The sequence below is a fragment of the Kluyvera sp. genome, from assembly GCF_965301105.1.
Map to the genome: position 1 here is coordinate 1 of NZ_CBDKZX010000024.1, position 23,381 is coordinate 23,381.

Genomic DNA, 23,381 nt, shown 5'->3' on the forward strand with positions numbered 1-23,381 from the left:
GGCGGGCGTTGATCATCTCCAGCGCCCAGTTGATGATGGTGAGCGTACGCAGGCCAAGGAAGTCGAACTTCACCAGCCCCGCGTATTCCACATCGTTCTTATCGAACTGGGTTACCGGATGCAGCCCCTGCTCATCGCAATAAAGCGGCGCAAAGTCGGTAATTTTGGTTGGCGCGATCACCACGCCACCGGCGTGTTTACCGGCGTTACGCGTCACACCTTCCAGTTTGCGCGCCATATCGATTAGCGCGCGCACCTCTTCATCCGCCTCGTAAATTTCCGGCAGCTGCGGTTCAGCTTCAAACGCTTTCGCCAGCGTCATGCCCGGATCGGGCGGCACCAGCTTAGAGATACGGTCCACGAAGCCGTACGGGTGCCCCAGTACGCGGCCTACGTCGCGGATAACCGCTTTTGCCGCCATGGTACCGAAGGTAATAATCTGCGATACCGCATCGCGGCCATACATCTCGGCCACATGCTCGATAACCTGGTCGCGTTTCTCCATGCAGAAATCGACGTCGAAGTCGGGCATCGAAACACGTTCCGGGTTAAGGAAACGTTCGAACAGCAGGTCAAGTTCCAGCGGATCGAGATCGGTAATTTTTAGCGCATACGCCACCAGCGAACCTGCACCGGAACCACGGCCCGGCCCTACCGGCACGCCGTTATCCTTGGACCACTGGATAAACTCCATCACGATCAGGAAGTAGCCGGGGAAGCCCATCTGGTTGATAACCTGAAGTTCCACATCCAGACGCTCATCATATTCCGGACGACGCTTAGCGCGCACTTCCGGATCCGGGAACAGGAATTCAAGACGCTCTTCCAGCCCTTCTTTCGATTTCGCTACGAGGAAGTCCTCGGTGGTCATATCGCCAGTCGGGAACTGCGGCAGGAAATATTCGCCAAGGCGCACCGTGACGTTACAGCGCTTGGCGATCTCAACGGTATTTTCCAGTGCTTCCGGGATATCGGAAAACAGCTCGCACATCTCGTCTTCGCTGCGCATGTACTGCTGCGCGGAATAGTTGCGCGGGCGTTTCGGGTCGTCGAGGGTAAAACCATCATGAATGGCGACGCGAATCTCGTGGGCGTCGAAGTCGCCCGGTTCGAGGAAACGCACGTCGTTGGTCGCGACCACAGGAAGACCACGTCTTTCCGCCAGCTCTACCGCCGCATGTAGGTACGATTCTTCATCCTGACGACCGGTACGAATCAGCTCAAGAAAATAGCAGTTCGGGAAGTGTTGTTCATAAAAATCAACGCACTGATCCACCAGCGCCATATTCCCGCGCAGCAAGCTACGACCCACATCCCCCATACGTCCGCCGGAGAGCAGAATCAAGCCCTCTTTCAGCTCAATCAGCCAGTCGCGGTCGATAATGGGGCCCGCAGCGCCATAACCGCGCTGATAGGCTTTGGAGATCAGTAGCGTCAGGTTCTGGTAGCCCTGGTTGTTCGCTGCCAGCACCGTTAAATGGGTGAGTTCTTCGCCGAGCAGATCGCTCTGCACATGGAAATCGGCGCCGACAATCGGTTTAATCCCGGCACCGTGGCCTGCCCCGTAGAACTTCACCAGACCGCAAAGGTTGGTAAAATCGGTGATCGCCAGCGCAGGCATGCCCAAAGAGGCCGCCTTTTTCACCAGCGGCCCGGTTTTCGCCAGCCCATCAATCATGGAGTAGTCGCTATGCACCCGCAGGTGCACAAAACGTGGTTCAGCCATCTTTAGATTCCGGTTAACTTATTCTCGACACAAGAATCAGGACGCCAGTCCCAGTGCGCGTTTGACGGGAGCAAAGCTGCGTCGGTGATGTTCGGTTGCGCCATATTGCGCTAACTTTTCCAGATGAAAAGCGGTTGGGTAGCCCTTGTGCTGGGCAAAACCGTATTGTGGAAACACCGTGTCCAGCTCCGCCATTTCCGCATCGCGCGTGACTTTAGCGAGAATAGACGCGGCGCTGATTTCTGCCACCCGGCTATCGCCCTTCACCACCGCCATCGACGGCATCGGCAGCTTGGGACAGCGATTGCCGTCAATCAGCACGTATTCCGGTACGATAGCCAGCCCGGCCACCGCGCGCTGCATCGCCAGCATGGTGGCATGCAGAATATTGAGCTCGTCAATTTCATGCGGCTCGGCGCGGCCAAGGCTCCAGCACAGCGCTTTCTCTTTGATTTCGTCAAACAGCGCCAGACGGCGCTTTTCGCTCAGTTTTTTAGAGTCGTTGAGCCCGACAATCGGACGGGCAGGATCGAGGATCACCGCCGCCGTGACGACCGCGCCGACCAGCGGGCCACGCCCGACTTCATCCACACCCGCCACAAGATGGGTATGGGGATATTCAAATTCAATCATTGTGCTAGCTCCAGCACCGCGTCTGCCGCCTGTTCATCCGCATTACAGCGAATTTGCAGATGCAGCTCACGGAAGGTATCGTGCATCGCGTGGCTGGTTTTACCGTTGGCCAGCAGCGGCTGTAGCGCCTCGGCCAGCCGCTGCGGCTCACACTCATCCTGCAGCAGCTCTTTGACCAGCTCGCGGCCAGCCAGCAGGTTCGGCAGCGAAACATACTCGGTCTTCACCAACCGCTTCGCCAGCCAGAAGGTGAACGGTTTCATGCGATAGCCCACCACCATCGGACATTTGGCCAGCATGCACTCCAGCGCCGCCGTGCCTGAGGCCAGCAGCGCCGCGTCGCTGGCGATCATCGCCTCGCGCGCCATGCCGTCGAGCATGTGCACGTGGAGATCGGGCGCCACTTCCCCTTTGATACGTTCGAACTGCTCGCGACGCTTCGCGTTAACCAGCGGCACCACCACTTCAAGGTCGGGGTACTGCTGGCGCAACAGCTGCGCGGTTTTTAAAAAGTCGGCGCTGAGCATCTCCACTTCGGCACCACGGCTGCCCGGCAGCATCGCCAGACAGTGGACATCGTGGGCAATACCCAGCGTATCCCGCGCGGCGTTTTTATCCGGATCCAACGGCATGGCATCAGCCATGGTGTGGCCGATAAAGCGGCACGGGACGTTAAATTTGTCATAAAACGCTTTTTCAAAAGGCAGGAAAGCCAACACCATATTGGTGGATCTGCCAATTTTGAAGACGCGTTTTTGTCGCCAGGCCCACACGGACGGGCTGACGTAGTGGATCGTTTTGATCCCCTGCTTCTTGAGGTTGCCTTCCAGCGTGATGTTGAAATCGGGGGCATCAATGCCAACAAAGACATCGGGCTTGAGTTCAGTGAAGCGTTGGGTGAGATCGGCGCGAATGTGCAGCAGGCGACGCAGACGCCCCAGCACTTCCACGATCCCCATCACCGCCAACTCTTCCATCTCGTACCAGGCTTCGCAGCCTTCGGCCTGCATACGCGGACCGGCCACGCCGACAAAGCGCGCGTCAGGGACTCGCGCCTTGAGAGCGCGAATGAGGCCTGCACCAAGAATATCGCCGGAGGTTTCTCCGGCGACCAGGGCAATCGTCAGGGGACGCTGTTCAGCCATTAACGAATCAGGCCGCGCGTTGAGCGGGCAAAGAAATCGCTAAAGGGCTGAACTTCCGGATACTGCTTCGCCAGCTCGGCAATTTCCGGCTTCACTTCTTCCAGCGTTTTGCCGCTGCGGTACAACGCTTTATAAGCATTGCGAATCGCGGTGATCGCTTCGCGGCTAAAGCCACGGCGCTTCAGACCTTCGATGTTGACGCCAAACGGCGTCGCGTGGTTGCCCTGAGCAATAACGTACGGCGGAACGTCCTGAGCAACGCCAGAACAGCCGCCTACCATCACGTGCGCACCGATGATGCAGAACTGGTGCACCGCGGTCATGCCGCCGATGATAACGAAATCATCCAGCGAAACGTGTCCGGCAAGGGTAGCGTTATTGGCAAGGATGCAGCGGTCGCCCACCGTACAATCGTGCGCCACGTGGGCGTTGATCATCAGCAGGTTATCGCTGCCCACCTTCGTCAATCCACCGCCCTGTACTGTGCCACGGTGAATGGTGACGCTTTCGCGAATGCGGTTGCGATCGCCAATTTCCACACGAGTCGGCTCACCAGCGTATTTCAGATCCTGGTTAACTTCCCCGATAGAGGCGAACTGATAGATCTCGTTATCACGACCAATTTTAGTATGGCCGTTAACCACAACGTGAGACTTCAGTACGGTACCTTCGCCAATTTCGACGTTAGGTCCCACAATACAAAACGGGCCAATGTGGGCGTTAGCACCGATAACGGCACCGTCTTCCACAATGGCGGTAGGATGGATAAAGGCGGTTTTATCAATCACGGATCAGGACTCCCGGCTACGCGCACACATCATTGTTGCTTCGCAAACCACTTTACCATCGACCAGCGCAACGCCTTTAAAGCGAGTCAGGCCACGGCGGGTTTTCTCGAAGGTAACTTCCATAATCATCTGATCGCCAGGCACGACAGGACGCTTGAAGCGCGCTTCATCAATGCCTGCAAAATAGTACAGCTCGCCTGGCTCCAGTTTACCGACGCTTTTAAACGCCAGAATACCCGTGGCCTGCGCCATCGCTTCCAGAATCAGCACGCCCGGTAAAATCGGCTTGCCAGGGAAGTGGCCCTGGAAAAACGGCTCATTTACGGAAACATTTTTCACTGCGCGCAGAAAACGACCTTCTTCAAAATCCAGCACGCGGTCTACCAGTAAGAACGGGTAACGGTGCGGCAGAAGTTCTAAAATCTCTTCAATGTGCAGAGTATGAGTGTCAGTTGTCAAAATACTCTTCCTGTCAAAATATACTAAGGGACAATAATAACACGGCCTGCCGGATTACAAGAATGCCGACAGGCCGGAAAGTATCATGCGATACCGATGAAAATTAGTCTTGATTATCAAGCTTGCGTTCAACAGCTTTGAGACGCTTGCTCATTTCATCAATATTCATCACCAGTGCAGCCGTTTTGCGCCAGGTCTTGTTAGGCTGGAGCGGAATACCGGACGAGTATACGCCAGGTTCGGTAATCGGGCGCATAACCATGCCCATACCGGTTACGGTGACTTTATCGCAGATTTCCATGTGGCCGTTAATCACGCTGGCACCGCCAATCATGCAGTAACGCCCAATTTTCAGGCTACCGGCCATAATCACGCCGCCTGCGACCGCGGTATTGTCGCCAATCACCACGTTGTGCGCAATCTGGCACTGGTTATCAATGATAACACCGTTGCCGATCTGCGTATCGTCAAGCGCGCCGCGGTCGATCGTCGTACAGGCGCCGATCTCCACGCGATCGCCAATAATCACGCGACCCAACTGAGGGATCTTCACCCAGTTGCCGCGATCGTTGGCATAACCAAAGCCGTCAGAACCGATGACGGTGCTGGACTGGATCAGGCAATTCTCACCGATCTCGACTTCGTGGTAAATGGTTACATTCGCCCACAGGCGAGAACCGGCGCCAATTTTCGTTTTTTTACCAACGAAACACCCCGCCCCAATCACAACGTTATCGCCAAGCACAACGTCAGACTCAATCACCGCGTTCGCGCCGATGGAGACGTTGTTGCCGAGGGTCGCGGTCGGGCTAATGACCGCGCTCGGAGCGATATCCTGCGCCGGCTGTGGCGTGGTATCTAAAATTTGTGCCATGCGCGCGTAAGTAAGGTAGGGGTTCTTCACTACCAGCGCAGCGCCTTTGGCAAAAGGCAGTAAATCTTGCGTCAGGACAATCGCTGACGCTTCGCAAGCGGACAGGTGTTCACGATACTTGGGGTTAACCAGGAATGTGATATGACCCGCCTTAGCGGATTGCATGGACGCGACAGCGGTGATGACGATATCGCCATCACCGTGTAATTCCGCATCCAACTGCTGAGCTAAATCAGCCAGTCGAATTGAAGGCATTACTTATTTAACCTGTTTCAGTACATCAGCGGTGATGTCTTTAACATCGCTGCTGTTGAATGCAACGGCGTTAGCGTCAACCACCAGGTCGATGCTCTGGCTTGCAGCAACGGATTTCACAGCGGTCTGGATACGAGTAACCAGTTTGCCACGTTCTTCGTTGGTGCGACGCTGACGGTCTTGTTCAAAGGACTGCGCTTTCTGGGAGAAAGTCTGACGCTGTGCAGAGATGTCTTTTTCCAGTTTAGTGCGATCGCTACCTGCTTTCATAGACTGCAGACGCTGCATTTTAGACTGCAGGTCACCTTCCATGCGCTGAAGTTCGCTAGCACGGCCTTTGAATTCGTTTTCCAGGGTGCTGGAAACGCCAGTTTTCTGTGCAACTTGCTGGAACAGGCTACCCATGTTAACAATTGCAATCTTGTCTGCTGCCTGAGCAGACGCCGCCATTGCTAAACCCAGACCTGCAGCGACTAACCACTTTTTCACAATAATACTCCTTACCATCCCATACGTACCCGAAGGTACTGTTCTTTTGGTGGCCGAAGCCACCTGACGCTATCGCCTAATGCCAGCAAACTACACTGAACCCGCATTCCTTTGCAAAGAGCAATTACCAGGTTTTACCAATGTTAAACTGGAACTGCTCGGACTTGTCTCCATCGTATTTCTTGTACGGTTGGGCGTAGGAGAAGACCAACGGCCCCAATGGTGACATCCATTGTAATGCGATGCCCGCGGACATACGGATATTGCCCGGTTTGCCATAGTCAGGCACATTCGCGCTTGCAGGAACAGATGAAGAATCCCAGTTGGTATCCCATACAGTACCGGCATCCCAGAAGAACGATGTACGTACTGAGTTAGCATACTTATCGCTAATAAACGGTGTAGGTACAATCAGTTCCAGACTAGCCACTGCCATGGCGTTACCACCGACAGCATCATCAGACTTACAAACTGAATTCGTCGAATTCTCATCACAGTTATCCAGCCCATCCCCTCGATAATAAACTGCTTTCGGACCGATGGTATTGGACTGGAAACCACGCACGGTGCTGGAACCACCGGCATAGAAGTTCTCATAGAACGGCAGCTCTTTACCACCCAGACCGTCGCCGTAACCCCACTTGGTACGACCCAGCACCACCCACTGATGGTCTTCATCAAGCGGGAAATAGGACGCCGTATCCAGCGTAACTTTATAGAACTCGTTATCAGAGCCCGGAATCGTCACTTTACCGTTCAGGTTGACACGTGAACCGTCCGTCGGGAAGTAGCCGCGGTCGAGTTTGTTATATGTCCAACCGTAGTTGAAGGTGAAATCATCAGCTGTAAACCCGTTATCATCACTGGTGGTGCCCGGACTCTGACCGATAGAGTTCAGATAACGCCACATCGCCACCTGCGGTTCCATATTGGACAGGTCGTTGTGGACGTACCCCAGACCCGCACGCAGTGAGTTGTATTCGTTAATCGGGAAGCCCAGCGTACCATCTACACCATAACTTTTGTTGGTGTAGGACGACAGGTCAGCATCATCCGCTTTAAAGTCATTGTAGAAGACACGACCGCCAAGGCTAACGCCATCCACCGTAAAGTACGGGTTGGTCACAGAAAGCTCGGTATAGGTCTGGTAGTCGTTCTTGGTACCGTTGATACCGACAGAGTAACCGGTACCTAACCAGTTATCCTGCTGAACGCCCGCCTGGAAGCTCACGCCGCTTTCTGTACCGTAGCCGATACCGAAGTTGAAGCTACCGGTGTTACGCTCTTTGACTTTGTAGACTACGTCTACCTGGTCCGGGCTGCCCGGTACGCGCTGCGTTTCCGTATCGACCGTTTCGAAGAAGCCCAGACGGTTCAGACGATCTTTACCCTGGTCAACCAGGTCGCCGCCCAGCCATGCCCCTTCCATCTGACGCATTTCACGGCGCAGAACGGAATCTTTGGACGTATCGTTACCGACAAAGCGGATGTTACGCACGTAGAAACGGTTGCCGGCATCCACGTTGATGTGCAGCTTAACGGTTTTATCGGTGTCGTTGATTTCCGGCTGAGACTGTACGCGCGGGTAGGCATAGCCGTAGCGACCAAGAAGTTTCTTAATGTTATCTTCCATTTTGGTCACTTTCGCGCCGTTATACAGCTCGCCCGGCTCAATTTTGGTCAGGCTTTCAATTTCAGCCGAATGACCCGCCAGGTTACCGGTCACCTGGACGCCAGACAGTTTGTACTGGTCGCCTTCGGTGATGTTAATGGTGATATAAATGCCTTTTTTATCCGGCGTCAGGCTCACCTGAGTGGAATCAATGTTGAAACGCGCATAGCCGCGATCCAGATAGTAGCTGCGCAGGGTTTCAAGGTCGCCCGACAGCTTCTGTTTCTGGTATTTACGATCGCCAACGACGTTCCACCACGGCACTTCATCACGCAGCTGGAAAGTGGAGATCAGATCCTCGGTCTTGAACGCATGGTTACCGACGATGTTGATCTGCTGGATCTTTGCAGAGACCCCTTCCTGGAAGACCAGCTTCAAGTCGACACGGTTACGCGGCAGAGGGGTGACAACCGCCTTCACGCTCGCGCTGTACTTACCGACGCTGTAGTAGAAATCTTCCAGCCCTTTCTCGATATCGGAGAGGGTGGTACGGTCGAGAGATTCACCGACGCGAACGCCAGAGGCTTCCAGGTTTTGCTTGAGCATGTCATCTTTCACCGACTTGTTGCCGGAGAAAGTGATGCTCGCAATGGTTGGACGCTCTTTGACCTGCACCAGCAACACATCGCCGTCTCTCAGGACGCGGACGTCCTCAAAGTTGCCCGTCGCAAACAGGGCGCGAATGGTGTTACTGATGTCGTCATCAGTGACGGTATCGCCAGGACGTACTGGCATACTGAGAAGGGCCGCACCAACAGCGACACGCTGCAAGCCTTCGAAATGAATGTCCTTCACCACGAACCCTTCAGCACCGTATACAGTCGCGCTGCTAAACAGCAGCGACGCTATGAGCAACTTTTTCATCGCCATCGTTATTATGCGTTCTTCCTAACTAACTCTCTTACAACCGAGAGAAATCATTGAAAAGTGCAAGCCCCATTAACATCATCAGCAAAATCGAGCCGATGCGGTAACTAAAGTCTTGAACTCGCTCGGATACCGGGCCGCCTTTCAGCTTCTCAATCGCCAAAAACAGCAAATGTCCCCCATCTAATACGGGGAGCGGGAACAGGTTGATTATGCCTAAATTCACGCTGATGAGTGCAAGAAACATCAGGTAGTAAATCAGCCCATACTCCGCAGACATCCCAGCCCCCTGGGCGATTGAAATCGGCCCACTGAGGTTGTTCAGTTTGACGTCACCGGTGATCAATTTTCCCAGCATACTGACCGTCAGCTTCATCAACTGCCCGGTTTTCTCCGTGGCTTCGACGATGGCGCTGAATGGCCCATACTGGCGCACTGTTTTATATTCCTCAGGCAGCGGGATAATCTTCGGTACTACCCCTGCAAACCCTTCCGCCTTTCCGCTACCGTGTTTTGTATCCGGTATCAGAGTTAAAGACAAGAGACTGCCCTGCCTTTCGATCTCTAGCTGTAACGCTTTGCCTGGGTTATCACGCACCAGCGTAACAAACGTCATCCATTGCGTCAGCGGTTGACCGTTGACTGTAACGATCCGATCCCCTGCTTGTAAACCGGCTTTACGCGCCGCAGAGTCAGATTGCACTTCTGCCAGCACCGGTTCAATTTGCGCGCCGCGCGGACGTATACCAAGCGAAGTGACCGGATCTTCTTTATCCGGCTCGAACGCCCAGTGCCGCAGGTCGAGGATTTTATCCTGACGCTGCTCGCTGCCGAAAGGGGCCACGGTGAGAGTGGTGCTTTCATCACCAATTTTGGCCACCAGCGCCATGCGCACAGCATCCCAGTCAGGCGTTTCGATACCATCTACGGCTTTTAGTTCCGTGCCTGGTGCAATTTGTGCTGTCGCGGCGATGGAATTGGCGGTTATTTCACCAACAACCGGACGAATACCAGGGACACCAATGATAAACACCAGCCAATAGGCGAAGATGGCGAAAAGGAAGTTGGCGATGGGGCCCGCAGCGATAACAGCGGCGCGCTGGCCAACCGTTTTATTGTTAAACGCCATGTGGCGCAGCTCTGGCGCCACTGCGTCAACGCGCTCATCAAGCATTTTGACGTAGCCGCCCAGCGGGATAAGGGCGACAACAAATTCGGTGCCGCGTTTATCGACGCGGCGCCACAGCGCTTTACCAAAGCCAATAGAAAAGCGCTCTACACGGATACCACAGCGCCGAGCAACCCAGAAATGACCAAATTCGTGTACGGTGATCAATACCCCTAGCGCAATAATAAACGCGGCCAGGTTCCAGAGAATGCTCAGCATAAGTCCATCCGTTAAATCGTCCTGAAAACCAGCAGCAGCAGGCAGGCAAAGACCGGTACCGCCGCCGTCAGGCTGTCGATTCGGTCAAGGATCCCACCGTGACCGGGAATCAAATGACCACTGTCTTTAATACCCGCTTCACGCTTGAACATACTCTCAGTGAGATCGCCCAAAACGGAAGCCAGCGCTGCCACGATGGAACAGGTTAGCAGCACGGATGGTGCGACGTCCAGATTTGCCCATAAACCGTAAGCCCAGGAGATAATCGCTGCCGTCACCAGACCGCCGATAAACCCTTGCCAGGTTTTACCCGGAGAAACCTTCGGCGCCAGCTTATGCTTACCAAACAGCTTGCCGAACATATAAGCGCCGGAATCTGCACCCCAGACCAGGATCATGACGTAAAGCAGCCACAGCGCGCCGCTATAGTGATTTTCATCATAGTGCCAGGCGCGCAGCGCCAGCATGCCCCAGAAAAACGGTACGATGGTCACGATACCGAAAATCAAGCGCAACGTCTTTGACTGACGCCAGAACCCGGCAGAAGCTGGATAAAAGAGGACTAAAACCAGCGCCACAAGCCACCAGACCACCGAGGCCCATAGCGATGTTTCCACCACGGGTTGGTGAATATTATGGTGATACTCCGGGATCATAAAGAGCATCAGTGCCAGCAACAGGCCACACAGTACCGCCAGCCACACGCGTTGGGTGCGCGAGGTGAAACCGCTTAATTGCCCCCATTCCCACGCCGCCAGCATACAAACGACCAGCGTAACAATCGCGAAGCCGCCAGGTGGCAGCAAAAACAGGGCTGCAATGACAACCGGTATTAAAATTAATGCAGAAATCAGGCGATACTTCAGCAAAAGCTACCCCCATCAGGCCTTGTCGCCACCAGGCTCGGTGCCACCGAAACGCCGTTCACGATTGGCAAACGCATGCAGTGCACCCTCAAAGTCTTGTTCATCGAAATCGGGCCAAAGAACATCTGTAAAGTAAAGTTCAGCATAGGCAATTTGCCAGATAAGAAAATTACTGATTCGATGCTCTCCCCCGGTCCTAATAACTAAATCTACGGGAGCCAGTTCATGCATGCAGACCTGCTGACTGAGCAGTTCTTCATTGATTTGATCGGGGCGGAGTTCCCCTTCCTGAACCTGTTCGGCTAAGCGCTGAACTCCCTGAACAATATCCCATCGACCGCCGTAGTTAGCGGCAATGTTCAATGTTAACCCCGTGTTATTTTCCGTCAGCGCTTCCGCTTTACGGATCCGCTCTTGCAGGCGTGAGTTAAACCGACGGGTATCGCCAATAATCCGCAGCCGAACGTTATGCCGGTGCAGACTTTTTACTTCGCTATCCAGCGCCCAGACGAACAGCTCCATCAGAGCGCTCACCTCTTGCTCAGGGCGATTCCAGTTTTCACTGCTGAACGCGTATAGCGTCAATGCTTCAATACCGTTATTCGCGGCATAGGCAACGGCACGACGCACAGATTTCGCCCCGGCTTTGTGCCCAAAGGCGCGAATCTTACCTTGCTTCTTCGCCCAGCGGCCGTTGCCATCCATAATAATTGCCACATGGCGGCAACCGTGGGCTGGCAAATTCTCGCTGGTTGGTTGATTAGCAGACAACATAACGCGTTTATAATCCATGAAAAGGGATGAGCGGTACCCCGGAATACAGCTATACACTTTATCGCTCAGGCAAACCCGATTGATTTTACGTGTCTTTGTCTCGCAAAAAAGCCGTGCTAAATCACGGCTCTCCCTATCGCCCAGCCAAAACGCGCAGCGATAGGGTGGCGCAGACTATATCACTGAAGCCAGATGCTAACAAATGCCATGACGGCTCGTATGCTGATTCTGCTCTCATTACCTGACGAAATATTTCGTCTGCAAGGTTGCCGCTTCGCGTGCGCTGGCATCAATAATCAACACCTCATCCACGTTCTGTGGTTCCCTGAGGTCGAGATGTTCCAGCACCGCCAGATTGAGCGCCGCAATGTCGGTAAAGCGGATCTGGCCGTCGAGGAATGCCGCCACGGAGATCTCGTTAGCCGCATTCAGCGCGGTGGTCGCCGCCTGCCCTTGCTCGAAGGCGTCCATCGCCAGCTTCAGACAAGGGTAGCGCGCATAATCCGGCTCAGAGAAGCTCAGTGCGCCCATCTTGCAGAAATCCAGCGGCTTCGCTCCGGATACGACGCGTTGCGGCCAGGCCATGGTATTGGCAATCGGCGTCCGCATATCAGGCTCACCCAGTTGCGCCAGCACGCTACCGTCCTGATAACGCACCATCGAGTGAATCACCGACTGCGGATGAATCAGTACTTCCATCTGCTTAGCTGAAGCATTGAACAGCCAGCGGGCTTCGATGTATTCCAGACCTTTATTCATCATAGTGGCCGAATCGACGGAAATTTTGCGTCCCATCGACCAGTTCGGGTGACGACACGCCTGATCCGGCGTCATTGCGCTCAGTTCAGCAATCGGCGTCTCCCGGAACGGGCCACCTGATCCGGTAAGCAGAATGGAGGAGACTCCATGCTGCGACAGCTCAGCGTACCCTAAGTCGGACTGAAAACTTTGCGGTAAACTCTGAAAGATAGCGTTATGTTCACTGTCGACCGGGAGAAGCTGCGCGCCGTGCTGCTTTACTGCTTCCAGGAATAGCCGACCGCAGGTCACCAGCGACTCTTTGTTCGCTAGCAGAATGGTTTTCCCCGCGCGGATGGCCGCCAGCGTCGGTACCAGACCTGCCGCGCCGACGATGGCCGCCATAACCTGATCCACCTCGTCGAGCGCCGCGACGTCACACGCCGCTTGTTGCCCGCTCAACACTTCGGTACGACTCCCATGCTCACGCAACGCCAGCATCAGCGCATTGGCGCTTTTCGCGTCGTCCATCACCGCATAGCGAGGAGAAAACTCCAGGCACTGTTCGATCATTCGATCGACATTTTTGCCCGCAACCAGCGCTGTAACCGCAAAACTTTCGGGGTTATGGCGTACCACATCCAGCGTGTTGCAGCCAATCGAGCCTGTTGAGCCCAGAACAGTTAATCGCTTCATGAGAGATCCAGGATTGATAAAATGCAAAACGCCGCCAGCGAAGCTGCGACGCTTCCTGTACGGCGTTAATAGCACAACTCACACAGTCTTAGAACTGCATCAGTTCCGCTTCTTTCTCTGCCAGCGCCGCTTCCACTTTCTTGATAGCAGCATCGGTCAGTTTCTGTACTTCTTCCTGAGAGCGGCGATCGTCATCTTCGCTGATCTCTTTGTCTTTCAGCAGCGCCTTCACTTTGTCGTTCGCATCTCGACGAACGTTACGCACGGAAACGCGCGCTTGTTCTGCTTCGCCACGAACGATTTTGGTCAGATCTTTACGACGCTCTTCGGTCAGCGGAGGCAGCGGAACGCGGATATCGGTACCCGCGGAGCTTGGGTTCAGACCGAGGTCAGACGCCATGATCGCTTTTTCAACGGCAGGGCCCATAGAACGGTCAAACACGTTGATTTTCAGCGTACGGGTATCTTCTACGGTCACGCTTGCCAGCTGACGCAGCGGCGTCGGGGTGCCGTAATATTCAACGATGATGCCATCCAGCAGGCTGGGAGAAGCACGACCCGTGCGAATTTTGCTGATTTGGTTTTTGAATGCTTCTACGCATTTATCCATGCGTACTTCGGCATCTTTTCTGATATCGCTAATCACGTTACGAATCCTTGAAAACTAGTCTCAGTCGACCAGACAATGGCACATTGCAGTGAATGCGCTAAGTATAGTCTCGTTTAAATCATGCCACAGAATTATGTCATTCTGCCGGGTAAAGGCGAATCTTACCCGGAAATGGCCGTGACGGAAATTATTCCGTAATCAAAGTGCCTTCTTTTTCGCCCATCACCACGCGGCGCAGCGCGCCAGGTTTGTTCATGTTGAATACGCGAATCGGCAGTTTGTGGTCACGGGCCAGCGTAAAGGCCGCCAGATCCATGACTTTCAGTTCTTTATCCAGTACTTCGCTGTAGGTCAGCTGATCGTACATGGTGGCAGACGGATCTTTCGCCGGATCAGCGGTGAAGACGCCGTCAACTTTGGTTGCTTTCAGTACCACGTCGGCTTCGATTTCGATGCCGCGCAGGCAGGCTGCGGAGTCGGTGGTAAAGAACGGGTTGCCGGTACCGGCGGACAGAATCACGACGCGGTTATTACGCAGCAGGCTGATCGCCTCTGCCCAGCTGTAGTTGTCGCAAACGCCGTTCAGCGGAATTGCCGACATCAGGCGGGCGTTCACATAGGCGCGATGCAGTGCGTCACGCATTGCCAGGCCGTTCATTACCGTAGCCAGCATGCCCATGTGGTCGCCCACAACGCGGTTCATACCGGCTTTTGCCAGACCCGCACCACGGAACAGGTTGCCACCACCAATAACGACACCCACCTGGATGCCCAGCTCAACAAGTTCTTTAATCTCTTGCGCCATACGGTCAAGAATACTTGCGTCAATACCGAAGCCTTCAGTGCCCTGCAAGGCTTCGCCGCTAAGCTTGAGCAGAATACGTTTGTAGACAGGTTTTGCGTTGGTAGCCATTTTCTTTCCTGAGGTGTCACGAATGGGATGGTTTAATTCAAGTGACATCATGCGTTCCTTGCCACCTGAACCCTATAGGAGCTGGCTGATTTCCACATGACGATGTTCTTTACTACACGTGCTTTACTACACAAAAGAGAGCCGCCCTCAGGCGGCTCCTTTACTGCAATTAAGACTGCTTGGACATTGCAGCAACTTCTGCTGCGAAGTCAGTCTCAACTTTCTCGATGCCTTCGCCCACTTCGAAGCGGATGAAGCCAGTTACGTCAGCGTTGTGCTCTTTCAGCAGCTGAGCAACAGACTTGCTTGGATCCATAACGAAAGGCTGGCCGGTCAGAGAAACTTCGCCGGTGAATTTCTTCATGCGGCCTTCAACCATTTTCTCTGCGATTTCTTTCGGCTTACCAGACTGCATCGCGATGTCCAGCTGAACCTGGTACTCTTTTTCTACCACTTCAGCAGACACGTCTTCTGGCTTAACGAATTCTGGCTTGCTTGCAGCGACGTGCATTGCCAGCTGTTTAACCAGCTCTTCGTCAGCGCCTTTAGCAGCAACCAGAACACCGATACGCGCACCGTGCTGATAAGAACCCAGAACGTCGCCTTCCAGCGCAGCAACGCGGCGAATGTTGATGTTTTCACCAATTTTCGCTACCAGCGCAACACGTTCTTCTTCGAACTGTGCTTTCAGAACTTCAACGTCAGTGATTTTGCCAGCAACGGCAGCGTCCAGTACTTTGTCAGCAAATGCCTGGAAACCAGCATCTTTAGCAACGAAGTCAGTCTGGCAGTTAACTTCCAGAATGAAGGCGATGTTGCCGTTGATTTTGGTTTTGATCACGCCGTCAGCAGCAACGTTGCCTGCTTTTTTCGCCGCTTTGATCGCGCCAGATTTACGCATGTTTTCGATTGCCAGCTCGATGTCGCCATTAGCTTCAGTCAGGGCTTTTTTGCAATCCATCATGCCTGCGCCAGTACGCTCACGCAGCTCTTTTACCAGGGAAGCGGTAATTTCAGCCATTCTAAAATCCTCGGAAGATTTGATCTGCCCGGCCGAAACCGTACAGATTTAAAAGTGAAAAAGGGGGCCATAAACAGGCCCCCTAACCAAACGTGTTACTACCTGGTTTATAAGGGCTCTAACGAGCGTGCCTTATTACTCAGCTTCTACGAAGCTTTCTTCCGCCTGGGAAGCCAGATCGGAAGAACGGCCTTCACGAACGGTAGCAGCTACAGCGCTCAGGTACAGGGTCACAGCACGGATTGCATCGTCGTTACCCGGGATAACGAAATCAACGCCATCTGGATCAGAGTTGGTATCAACGATAGAGAATACCGGGATACCCAGGTTGTTCGCTTCTTTGATAGCAATGTGCTCGTGGTCAGCATCGATAACGAACAGTGCGTCCGGCAGGCCGCCCATGTCTTTGATACCGCCCAGGCTGTTTTCCAGTTTCTCAAGCTCACGAGTACGCATCAGCGCTTCTTTCTTGGTCAGCTTGTCGAAAGTACCGTCCTGAGACTGAGTTTCCAGATCTTTCAGACGTTTGATGGACTGACGAACGGTTTTCCAGTTAGTCAGCATACCGCCCAGCCAGCGATGGTTCACGAAGAACTGGTCGCAGCTCTTAGCAGCTTCTTTCACCGCTTCGCTTGCAGCGCGTTTAGTACCAACGAAAAGGATTTTACCTTTACGAGAAGAGATCTTGTTCAGTTCAGCCAGAGCTTCGTTGAACATCGGTACAGTTTTCTCAAGGTTGATGATGTGAACTTTGTTACGCGCGCCGAAGATGAAAGGCTTCATTTTCGGGTTCCAGTAACGGGTCTGGTGACCGAAGTGAACACCAGCCTTGAGCATGTCGCGCATGGAAACAGTTGCCATGGTTTAAAACCTCTATAGATAAAGTTGGGGTTATGCCTCCACGTATCCCATATTACCGACCCCAAAGGGCACCCCGGAATATGTGCCGATACGTGTGTGTTATTTACACAAAGTGAGATTTGTCGCTTCCGGACAAAACAATGAGCGGAAGTTCGGCGCGCTTTATACCATAAAACCGACGCAGATACCAACAGTTGTTATCGCCGACGCAGGGCACGAAAGGCGAAGTTCAGAATGATTCTCAATTTGGCAGGGGGTACTCCTGGCTGTTAACATTGACATCACTAATACTCAATTATTGTCGAAAAAATCGACACTGATGGACATATTCCATGGCTATTTCTATTAAGACTCCAGAAGATATTGAAAAAATGCGCGTTGCTGGCCGTCTGGCCGCAGAAGTGCTGGAAATGATCGCCCCGCACGTCAAGCCTGGCGTGACCACCGGCGAGCTGGATCGCATTTGCAACGACTATATTGTCAACGAACAGAAAGCAATCTCCGCCTGCCTCGGCTACCACGGATATCCGAAATCGGTCTGTATCTCTATCAATGAAGTGGTGTGCCACGGCATCCCGGATGACGAAAAACATCTGAAAGATGGCGATATCGTCAACATCGACGTGACCGTGATTAAAGATGAGTTCCACGGCGATACGTCGAAAATGTTCATCGTTGGCAAACCGACCATTCTCGGCGAACGTCTGTGCCGCGTTACCCAGGAGAGCCTGTACCTGGCGCTCAAAATGGTGAAACCGGGCGTGAACCTGCGCGAAATTGGCGCGGCGATTCAAAAGTTCGTTGAAGCGGAAGGCTTCTCCGTGGTGCGTGAATACTGCGGTCACGGCATTGGCCGCGGCTTCCACGAAGAACCGCAGGTGCTGCACTATGACTCTCGTGAAACCGACGTGGTCCTGAAACAAGGCATGACCTTCACCATCGAACCGATGGTCAACGCCGGGAAGAAAGAGATTCGTACCATGAAGGACGGCTGGACGGTAAAAACCAAAGACCGGAGCTTGTCTGCGCAGTACGAGCATACTATTGTGGTGACAGACAACGGCTGCGAAATATTGACGTTACGCTCGGATGACACCATCCCGGCGATAATCTCGCACAACGAATAATGAAAAGCCGGCAAATGCCGGCTTTTTTTTGGGTAATCGTTTTTTCTTATGGGTGGCGCAATGAGTAACTCCATACCTGAACTGGCTTGTACCCCCCTTCCCACTCTGCCAGGCCAGCCGGACAACCCGGTACACTGGCCCGAAGACAGCCTGAACTGCGCCGATATCAAAAGCCGGCTGGAAGCCTTCCAGCGCTGGCTCGGCGTCGCGTTCGACGAAGGCGTCAGCGCGGAACAGCTCATCGAGGCGCGCACCGAATTTATCGACCAGATGCTCCAGCGCCTGTGGCTGCACTACGGTTTTGGCGAGGTTGAGGACGCTGCGCTGGTCGCCGTCGGCGGCTACGGTCGCGGCGAGCTGCATCCGCTTTCGGACGTCGACCTGCTTATCCTCAGCCGCAAAAAGCTGCCCGACGAGCAGGCGCAGAAAATCGGCGAACTGCTGACGCTGCTGTGGGATATCAAGCTGGAAGTCGGCCACAGCGTGCGCACGCTGGAAGAGTGCCTGCTGGAAGGGTTATCCGATTTAACCGTCGCCACCAACCTGATTGAATCGCGCCTGTTGATCGGCGACGTCGCGCTGTTCCTTGAGCTGCAAAAACACATCTTCAGCGAAGGCTTCTGGCCGTCGGAAAACTTTTTCCCGGCGAAAGTCGCCGAGCAGGAGGCGCGCCACCAGCGCTACCACGGCACCAGCTACAATCTGGAACCGGACATTAAAAGCAGCCCCGGCGGCCTGCGCGACATCCACACCATTCAGTGGGTCGCTCGCCGCCACTTTGGCGCCACCTCGCTCGATGAAATGGTCAGCTTTGGCTTCCTCACCGAGGCCGAGCGCAACGAGCTTAACGAGTGTCTGCATCTGCTGTGGCGCATTCGCTTTGCCCTGCACCTTGAACTTAATCGCTACGACAACCGTCTGCTGTTCGATCGTCAGCTCAGCGTCGCCCAGCGGCTGAAATATGCCGGCGAAGGCAATCAGCCGATCGAACACATGATGAAAGACTTCTATCGTGTCACCCGTCGCGTGGGCGAGCTGAACCACATGCTATTGCAGTTGTTCGATGAAGCGATTCTCGCCCTGACGGAAGATGAAAAACCGCGCGCCATCGACGATGACTTCCAGCTGCGCGGGACGCTGATCGATCTGCGCGACGATACGCTGTTTATCCGCGAGCCGCAGGCTATTTTGCGGATGTTCTACATGATGGTGCGCAACAGCAACATCACCGGCATCTATTCCACCACGCTGCGCCACCTGCGCCATGCCCGACGTCATCTGACCGAGCCGCTGTGCTATATCCCAGAGGCGCGTTCCCTGTTCCTCAATATGCTGCGCCACCCCGGCGCGGTGAGCCGCGGCCTGCTGCCGATGCACCGCCACAGCGTGCTGTGGGCCTATATGCCGCAGTGGTCATATATCGTCGGCCAAATGCAGTTCGACCTGTTCCACGCCTATACCGTCGACGAGCACACCATCCGCGTGCTGCTGAAGCTGGAGAGTTTTGCCAATGAGGAGACCCGTTCGCGCCATCCGCTTTGCGTCGACCTCTGGCCGCGGCTCAACCATCCGGAACTGATTCTGATTGCCGCCCTGTTCCACGATATCGCCAAAGGGCGCGGCGGCGACCACTCAATCCTCGGTGCTCAGGACGTGCTGAAATTCGCCGAATTGCATGGTCTGAATTCGCGTGAAACCCAGTTGGTCGCCTGGCTGGTACGCCAGCATCTGCTGATGTCGGTCACCGCCCAGCGCCGCGATATTCAGGATCCGGAAGTCATCAAACAGTTCGCCGAAGAGGTGCAGACCGAACACCGTCTGCGCTTCCTGGTGTGCCTGACGGTCGCCGATATTTGCGCGACCAACGAAACCTTGTGGAACAGCTGGAAACAGAGCCTGCTGCGCGAGCTGTATTTCGCCACTGAAAAACAGCTGCGTCGTGGGATGCAGAACACGCCGGATATGCGTGAACGCGTGCGTCATCACCAGATGCAGGCGCTGGCGCTGCTGCGCATGGATAACATCAATGAAGAAGCGCTGCACCAGATCTGGAACCGCTGCCGCGCCAACTACTTTGTCCGCCACACGCCGAACCAGCTGGCGTGGCACGCTCGTCACCTGCTTAAACACGATCTCAGTCAGCCGATGATTCTGCTGAGCCCGCAGGCAACGCGCGGCGGCACCGAGATCTTTATCTGGAGTCCGGACCGCCCGTACCTGTTCGCTGCCGTCTGCGCCGAACTGGACCGTCGCAACCTGAGCGTCCACGACGCACAGATCTTTACCACCCGCGACGGTATGGCGATGGACTCCTTTATCGTGCTTGAGCCGGACGGCAGCCCGCTCTCCAGCGATCGCCACGAAGCCATCCGCTTAGGATTGGAGCAGGCGATTACCCAGCGTAGCTGGCAGCCGCCGCAGCCGCGTCGCCAGGCCGCCAAACTGCGCCACTTCTCCGTCGATACTGAGGTCAATTTCCTGCCGACCCATACCGACCGTCGGTCATTCCTTGAGCTAATCGCCCTTGACCAGCCGGGGCTGTTGGCGCGCGTCGGCCAGGTGTTTGCCGACCTCGGTATTTCGCTACACGGGGCCAGAATTACGACAATTGGTGAACGAGTAGAAGATTTATTTATAATCGCCACCGCCGACCGGCGTGCCCTTAATAATGAGCTGCAACAAGAAGTGCAACAACGGTTGACAGCGGCCCTCAATCCAAACGATAAAGGGTGACGTATTTTTATTAGTGAATGGAAAGAGTAAACAATGCAGCAATTACAGAACGTTATTGAGTCCGCTTTTGAGCGTCGCGCCGACATCACGCCGGCAAATGTGGATACCGTAACCCGCGAAGCGGTTAACCAGGTGATTTCCCTGCTGGATTCCGGCGCGCTGCGTGTCGCTGAAAAGATCGACGGCCAGTGGGTCACTCACCAGTGGCTGAAGAAAGCGGTTCTGCTCTCTTTCCGTATTAACGATAACCAGGTTATCGACGGTGCGGAAAGCCGCTACTTCGATAAAGTACCGATGAAATTCGCTGATTACGACGAAGCGCGTTTCCAGAAAGAAGGTTTCCGCGTGGTGCCGCCGGCTGCCGTTCGTCAGGGTGCCTATATCGCCCGCAACACCGTGCTGATGCCGTCCTATGTGAACATCGGCGCTTACGTTGACGAAGGTTCCATGGTGGATACCTGGGCGACCGTAGGCTCCTGCGCGCAGATTGGTAAAAACGTGCACCTGTCCGGCGGCGTCGGCATCGGTGGCGTACTGGAGCCGCTGCAGGCGAACCCGACCATCATCGAAGACAACTGCTTCATCGGCGCGCGTTCTGAAGTGGTTGAAGGTGTGATCGTAGAAGAAGGCTCCGTGATCTCGATGGGCGTCTACCTCGGTCAGAGCACCAAAATCTACGATCGCGAAACCGGCGAAGTGTTCTACGGCCGCGTTCCGGCAGGCTCCGTTGTCGTCTCCGGCAACCTGCCTTCTAAAGACGGTAAGTACAGCCTGTACTGCGCCGTCATCGTGAAGAAGGTTGACGCGAAAACCCGCGGTAAAGTCGGTATCAACGAACTACTGCGTACTATCGATTAATAAGATGCGAAAAAGCGGGGGCAACCCCGCTTTTTTTTATTCTTACGCTGGCGGAGTTTGATTTTTTCGTTAATTATTCAATAGTTAAATTAGATCAGGGGTACCGCTATGTACGATAATTTGAAAAGCCTGGGGATTACCAATCCCGATGAAATCGATCGTTACAGCCTCCGGCAGGAAGCCAACAACGATATCCTGAAAATCTATTTCCAGAAGGATAAGGGTGAATTTTTCGCTAAGAGCGTGAAGTTCAAATATCCGCGTCAGCGTAAAACCATCGCTGGTGATGGTCAGGGTTTCAAAGAAGTGCAGGAGATCAGCCCGAATCTGCGCTACGTGATTGACGAGCTGGACCAGATTTGCCAGCGCGATCGCAGTGAAGTCGACCTGAAGCGTAAGATCCTTGACGATCTGCGTCATCTGGAAAGCGTCGTGACCAATAAGATCAGTGAAATTGAAGCCGATCTTGAGAAGTTGACGCGTAAATAGCAGCATGTGGATGTATTTGTAGGCCGGGTAAGGCGAAGCCGCCACCCGGCCTTTTGCCTGATGGCGCTACGCTTATCAGGCTTACACAGACCGCACACTCTACGGTTTTATCATCGCTGCTCATCCAATTGCAGCGCAATATACAGCAGCAGCCTGTCGTCAAAATTCCCCAAATCCAGCCCGGTTAGCTCCGAGATACGGTTCAGTCGATACTCCAGCGTATTGCGGTGAATAAACAGTGCCTTTGAGGTAGCCAGCGGCTGAACATTGTTGCGAAACCATGCTGTCAGGGTACGACGTAGCAGACCGTTGTTATCCATTGCCTTCAGGCGCATCAACGGGCGCGAAAGCTCGTTAGCCTGCCAGCCCCCGCGCAGGCTGTCGAGCAGCACCGGCAGCATCAAATCCTGGTAAAAATAGCTGCGGCTCTCGGGCATGCGCTGTTTGCCCACCATCATGGTGGTACGGGCAGTACGGTACGAGCGGGCAATGCTGCCCGGCCCGGTAAAATAGTTGCCCAGCGCCACGCGAAAACGCAGATGGCCGTTCTCTTTCATGCGTGAAATCAACTGCTCAACGCGCTTCTGGTGGTCTTCAGCATCCCAGCGGCCAAACTGATTGAGTGCCGGTTTCAGCACCACCATTTCAGTCAAAGAGACGATAGCAATCAGGTTGTTGCGCTCCGGCGTGGTCAGCGCGTTTTGCAACTGCTGTAACTCGGCCATGGCGCTGTCGACGCCAAGCTGCCCGCTGTCGACTTCAACGACCGCCGCCACGCGCGGCTGGTTAAGGTCGATTCCCAAACGCTGCGCCCATTCGGTCAACGCAGGGGTATTCTCCTCGGCCTGAATCAGATTCATGACCAGCTCTTCACGCAGACGGCTGTCCTGCGCCAGCAGATGCATCAGCCGCGACTGCTCGAGCATCATCTCCGCCGTCATGCACACCAGCTCGCCATATTTACGCAGCGTCTCCGGTTCGCCGGTCAGGCCGATAACGCCGACGATTTCCCCCTCCAGACGCAGCGGCAGGTTGATCCCTTGACGCACGCCATGCAGATGACGCGCCACCGCATCATCGATGTCTACGACCCTGCCCTGTGACAGCACCAGCAGCGCACCTTCGTGCAATTCCCCAATACGCTCGCGATCGCCGCTGCCGATAATGCGTCCACGGGCATCCATCACGTTAATATTGGTATCGATGATGCGCATGGTGCGCGCCACAATATCCTGCGCCATTTTAGTATCGAGATGCCAGCCAGCCATGAACCCCTCCTGTGAGCAGGTTACATGATAAGAAAGACAGGGGAACCGCGCACTGTGCAAATGCACAAAGCACAGCCGAGATCTATGGAGTTGTGGGGAGCTTCACATTACGAAAGGAAGAAACCCTTTCCC

Annotated in this window: 21 protein-coding genes; 4 read left to right on the top strand and 17 right to left on the bottom strand. The window is 54.5% G+C overall.

Annotation, left to right across the window (positions count from 1 at the left end; all coding sequences use genetic code 11):
• The 16 genes from dnaE to rpsB form a co-directional block, all read right to left on the bottom strand.
• A partial coding sequence (gene dnaE / locus ACW14G_RS10935; protein ID WP_455648589.1) for a DNA polymerase III subunit alpha occupies positions 1-1,726 on the bottom strand: 1,726 nt, incomplete at its 3' end.
• Positions 1,727-1,762: 36 nt separating this feature from the next.
• Positions 1,763-2,359, bottom strand: a complete 597-nt coding sequence (rnhB, locus tag ACW14G_RS10940) for a ribonuclease HII (RefSeq protein ID WP_163447282.1) — start codon at positions 2,357-2,359, stop codon at positions 1,763-1,765.
• A complete protein-coding gene (gene lpxB, locus ACW14G_RS10945) occupies positions 2,356-3,504 on the bottom strand; it encodes a lipid-A-disaccharide synthase (protein WP_249022293.1) in 1,149 nt (382 codons plus the stop codon). The genes rnhB and lpxB overlap by 4 nt, the downstream gene beginning before the upstream one ends.
• A complete protein-coding gene (gene lpxA, locus ACW14G_RS10950) occupies positions 3,504-4,292 on the bottom strand; it encodes an acyl-ACP--UDP-N-acetylglucosamine O-acyltransferase (protein ID WP_064547588.1) in 789 nt (262 codons plus the stop codon). Before lpxA ends, lpxB begins: the two co-directional genes overlap by 1 nt.
• A gap of 3 nt (positions 4,293-4,295) precedes the next feature.
• Complete coding sequence (fabZ, locus tag ACW14G_RS10955) at positions 4,296-4,751, bottom strand: 3-hydroxyacyl-ACP dehydratase FabZ (protein ID WP_052285413.1); 456 nt, start codon at positions 4,749-4,751, stop codon at positions 4,296-4,298.
• Between the two features lie 103 nt (positions 4,752-4,854).
• Positions 4,855-5,880, bottom strand: a complete 1,026-nt coding sequence (gene lpxD / locus ACW14G_RS10960; RefSeq protein WP_064547586.1) for a UDP-3-O-(3-hydroxymyristoyl)glucosamine N-acyltransferase — start codon at positions 5,878-5,880, stop codon at positions 4,855-4,857.
• Positions 5,881-5,883: 3 nt separating this feature from the next.
• Entirely contained in the window at positions 5,884-6,369 is a 486-nt protein-coding gene (skp, locus tag ACW14G_RS10965; RefSeq protein WP_065356564.1) for a molecular chaperone Skp, read from the bottom strand.
• Between the two features lie 124 nt (positions 6,370-6,493).
• Positions 6,494-8,911: an outer membrane protein assembly factor BamA gene (bamA, locus tag ACW14G_RS10970; RefSeq protein ID WP_455648590.1), complete on the bottom strand. Its 2,418-nt coding sequence runs from the start codon at positions 8,909-8,911 to the stop codon at positions 6,494-6,496.
• A 31-nt stretch (positions 8,912-8,942) separates the two neighbouring features.
• The gene (gene rseP, locus ACW14G_RS10975) at positions 8,943-10,295 is read right to left on the bottom strand and encodes a sigma E protease regulator RseP (RefSeq protein WP_163447278.1); all 1,353 of its coding nucleotides are present in this window, start codon (positions 10,293-10,295) and stop codon (positions 8,943-8,945) included.
• A gap of 11 nt (positions 10,296-10,306) precedes the next feature.
• A complete protein-coding gene (cdsA, locus tag ACW14G_RS10980) occupies positions 10,307-11,164 on the bottom strand; it encodes a phosphatidate cytidylyltransferase (protein ID WP_163447276.1) in 858 nt (285 codons plus the stop codon).
• 12 nt (positions 11,165-11,176) lie between these two features.
• Positions 11,177-11,935 (bottom strand): (2E,6E)-farnesyl-diphosphate-specific ditrans,polycis-undecaprenyl-diphosphate synthase, encoded by a 759-nt coding sequence (gene ispU / locus ACW14G_RS10985; protein ID WP_163447274.1) that lies wholly within the window; start codon positions 11,933-11,935, stop codon positions 11,177-11,179.
• Positions 11,936-12,172: 237 nt separating this feature from the next.
• Positions 12,173-13,369, bottom strand: a complete 1,197-nt coding sequence (ispC, locus tag ACW14G_RS10990) for a 1-deoxy-D-xylulose-5-phosphate reductoisomerase (protein ID WP_223803279.1) — start codon at positions 13,367-13,369, stop codon at positions 12,173-12,175.
• A gap of 88 nt (positions 13,370-13,457) precedes the next feature.
• Positions 13,458-14,015 (bottom strand): ribosome recycling factor, encoded by a 558-nt coding sequence (gene frr, locus ACW14G_RS10995; protein ID WP_163447270.1) that lies wholly within the window; start codon positions 14,013-14,015, stop codon positions 13,458-13,460.
• A gap of 151 nt (positions 14,016-14,166) precedes the next feature.
• A complete protein-coding gene (pyrH, locus tag ACW14G_RS11000) occupies positions 14,167-14,892 on the bottom strand; it encodes a UMP kinase (RefSeq protein WP_000224567.1) in 726 nt (241 codons plus the stop codon).
• Between the two features lie 169 nt (positions 14,893-15,061).
• Positions 15,062-15,913, bottom strand: a complete 852-nt coding sequence (gene tsf / locus ACW14G_RS11005; protein WP_455648591.1) for a translation elongation factor Ts — start codon at positions 15,911-15,913, stop codon at positions 15,062-15,064.
• Positions 15,914-16,048: 135 nt separating this feature from the next.
• Positions 16,049-16,774, bottom strand: coding sequence for a 30S ribosomal protein S2 (gene rpsB, locus ACW14G_RS11010; RefSeq protein WP_455648592.1), 726 nt, complete (start codon positions 16,772-16,774; stop codon positions 16,049-16,051).
• A gap of 332 nt (positions 16,775-17,106) precedes the next feature.
• Between rpsB and map the strand changes: the two genes are divergently transcribed.
• The 4 genes from map to ACW14G_RS11030 all read left to right on the top strand — a co-directional run bounded on the left by map (position 17,107) and on the right by ACW14G_RS11030 (position 21,981).
• A complete protein-coding gene (gene map, locus ACW14G_RS11015; protein WP_163447268.1) occupies positions 17,107-17,901 on the top strand; it encodes a type I methionyl aminopeptidase in 795 nt (264 codons plus the stop codon).
• A gap of 60 nt (positions 17,902-17,961) precedes the next feature.
• Positions 17,962-20,634: a bifunctional uridylyltransferase/uridylyl-removing protein GlnD gene (gene glnD / locus ACW14G_RS11020; RefSeq protein ID WP_167576713.1), complete on the top strand. Its 2,673-nt coding sequence runs from the start codon at positions 17,962-17,964 to the stop codon at positions 20,632-20,634.
• 33 nt (positions 20,635-20,667) lie between these two features.
• Positions 20,668-21,492 (top strand): 2,3,4,5-tetrahydropyridine-2,6-dicarboxylate N-succinyltransferase, encoded by an 825-nt coding sequence (gene dapD / locus ACW14G_RS11025; protein WP_052285401.1) that lies wholly within the window; start codon positions 20,668-20,670, stop codon positions 21,490-21,492.
• 108 nt (positions 21,493-21,600) lie between these two features.
• Positions 21,601-21,981, top strand: a complete 381-nt coding sequence (locus ACW14G_RS11030; protein ID WP_065356560.1) for a DUF3461 family protein — start codon at positions 21,601-21,603, stop codon at positions 21,979-21,981.
• Between the two features lie 110 nt (positions 21,982-22,091).
• Here ACW14G_RS11030 and cdaR read toward each other — a convergent pair whose 3' ends face one another.
• On the bottom strand, positions 22,092-23,249 hold the full coding sequence (gene cdaR / locus ACW14G_RS11035) for a DNA-binding transcriptional regulator CdaR (protein ID WP_163447264.1): 1,158 nt from the start codon (positions 23,247-23,249) through the stop codon (positions 22,092-22,094).
• Positions 23,250-23,381: the final 132 nt, after the last annotated feature.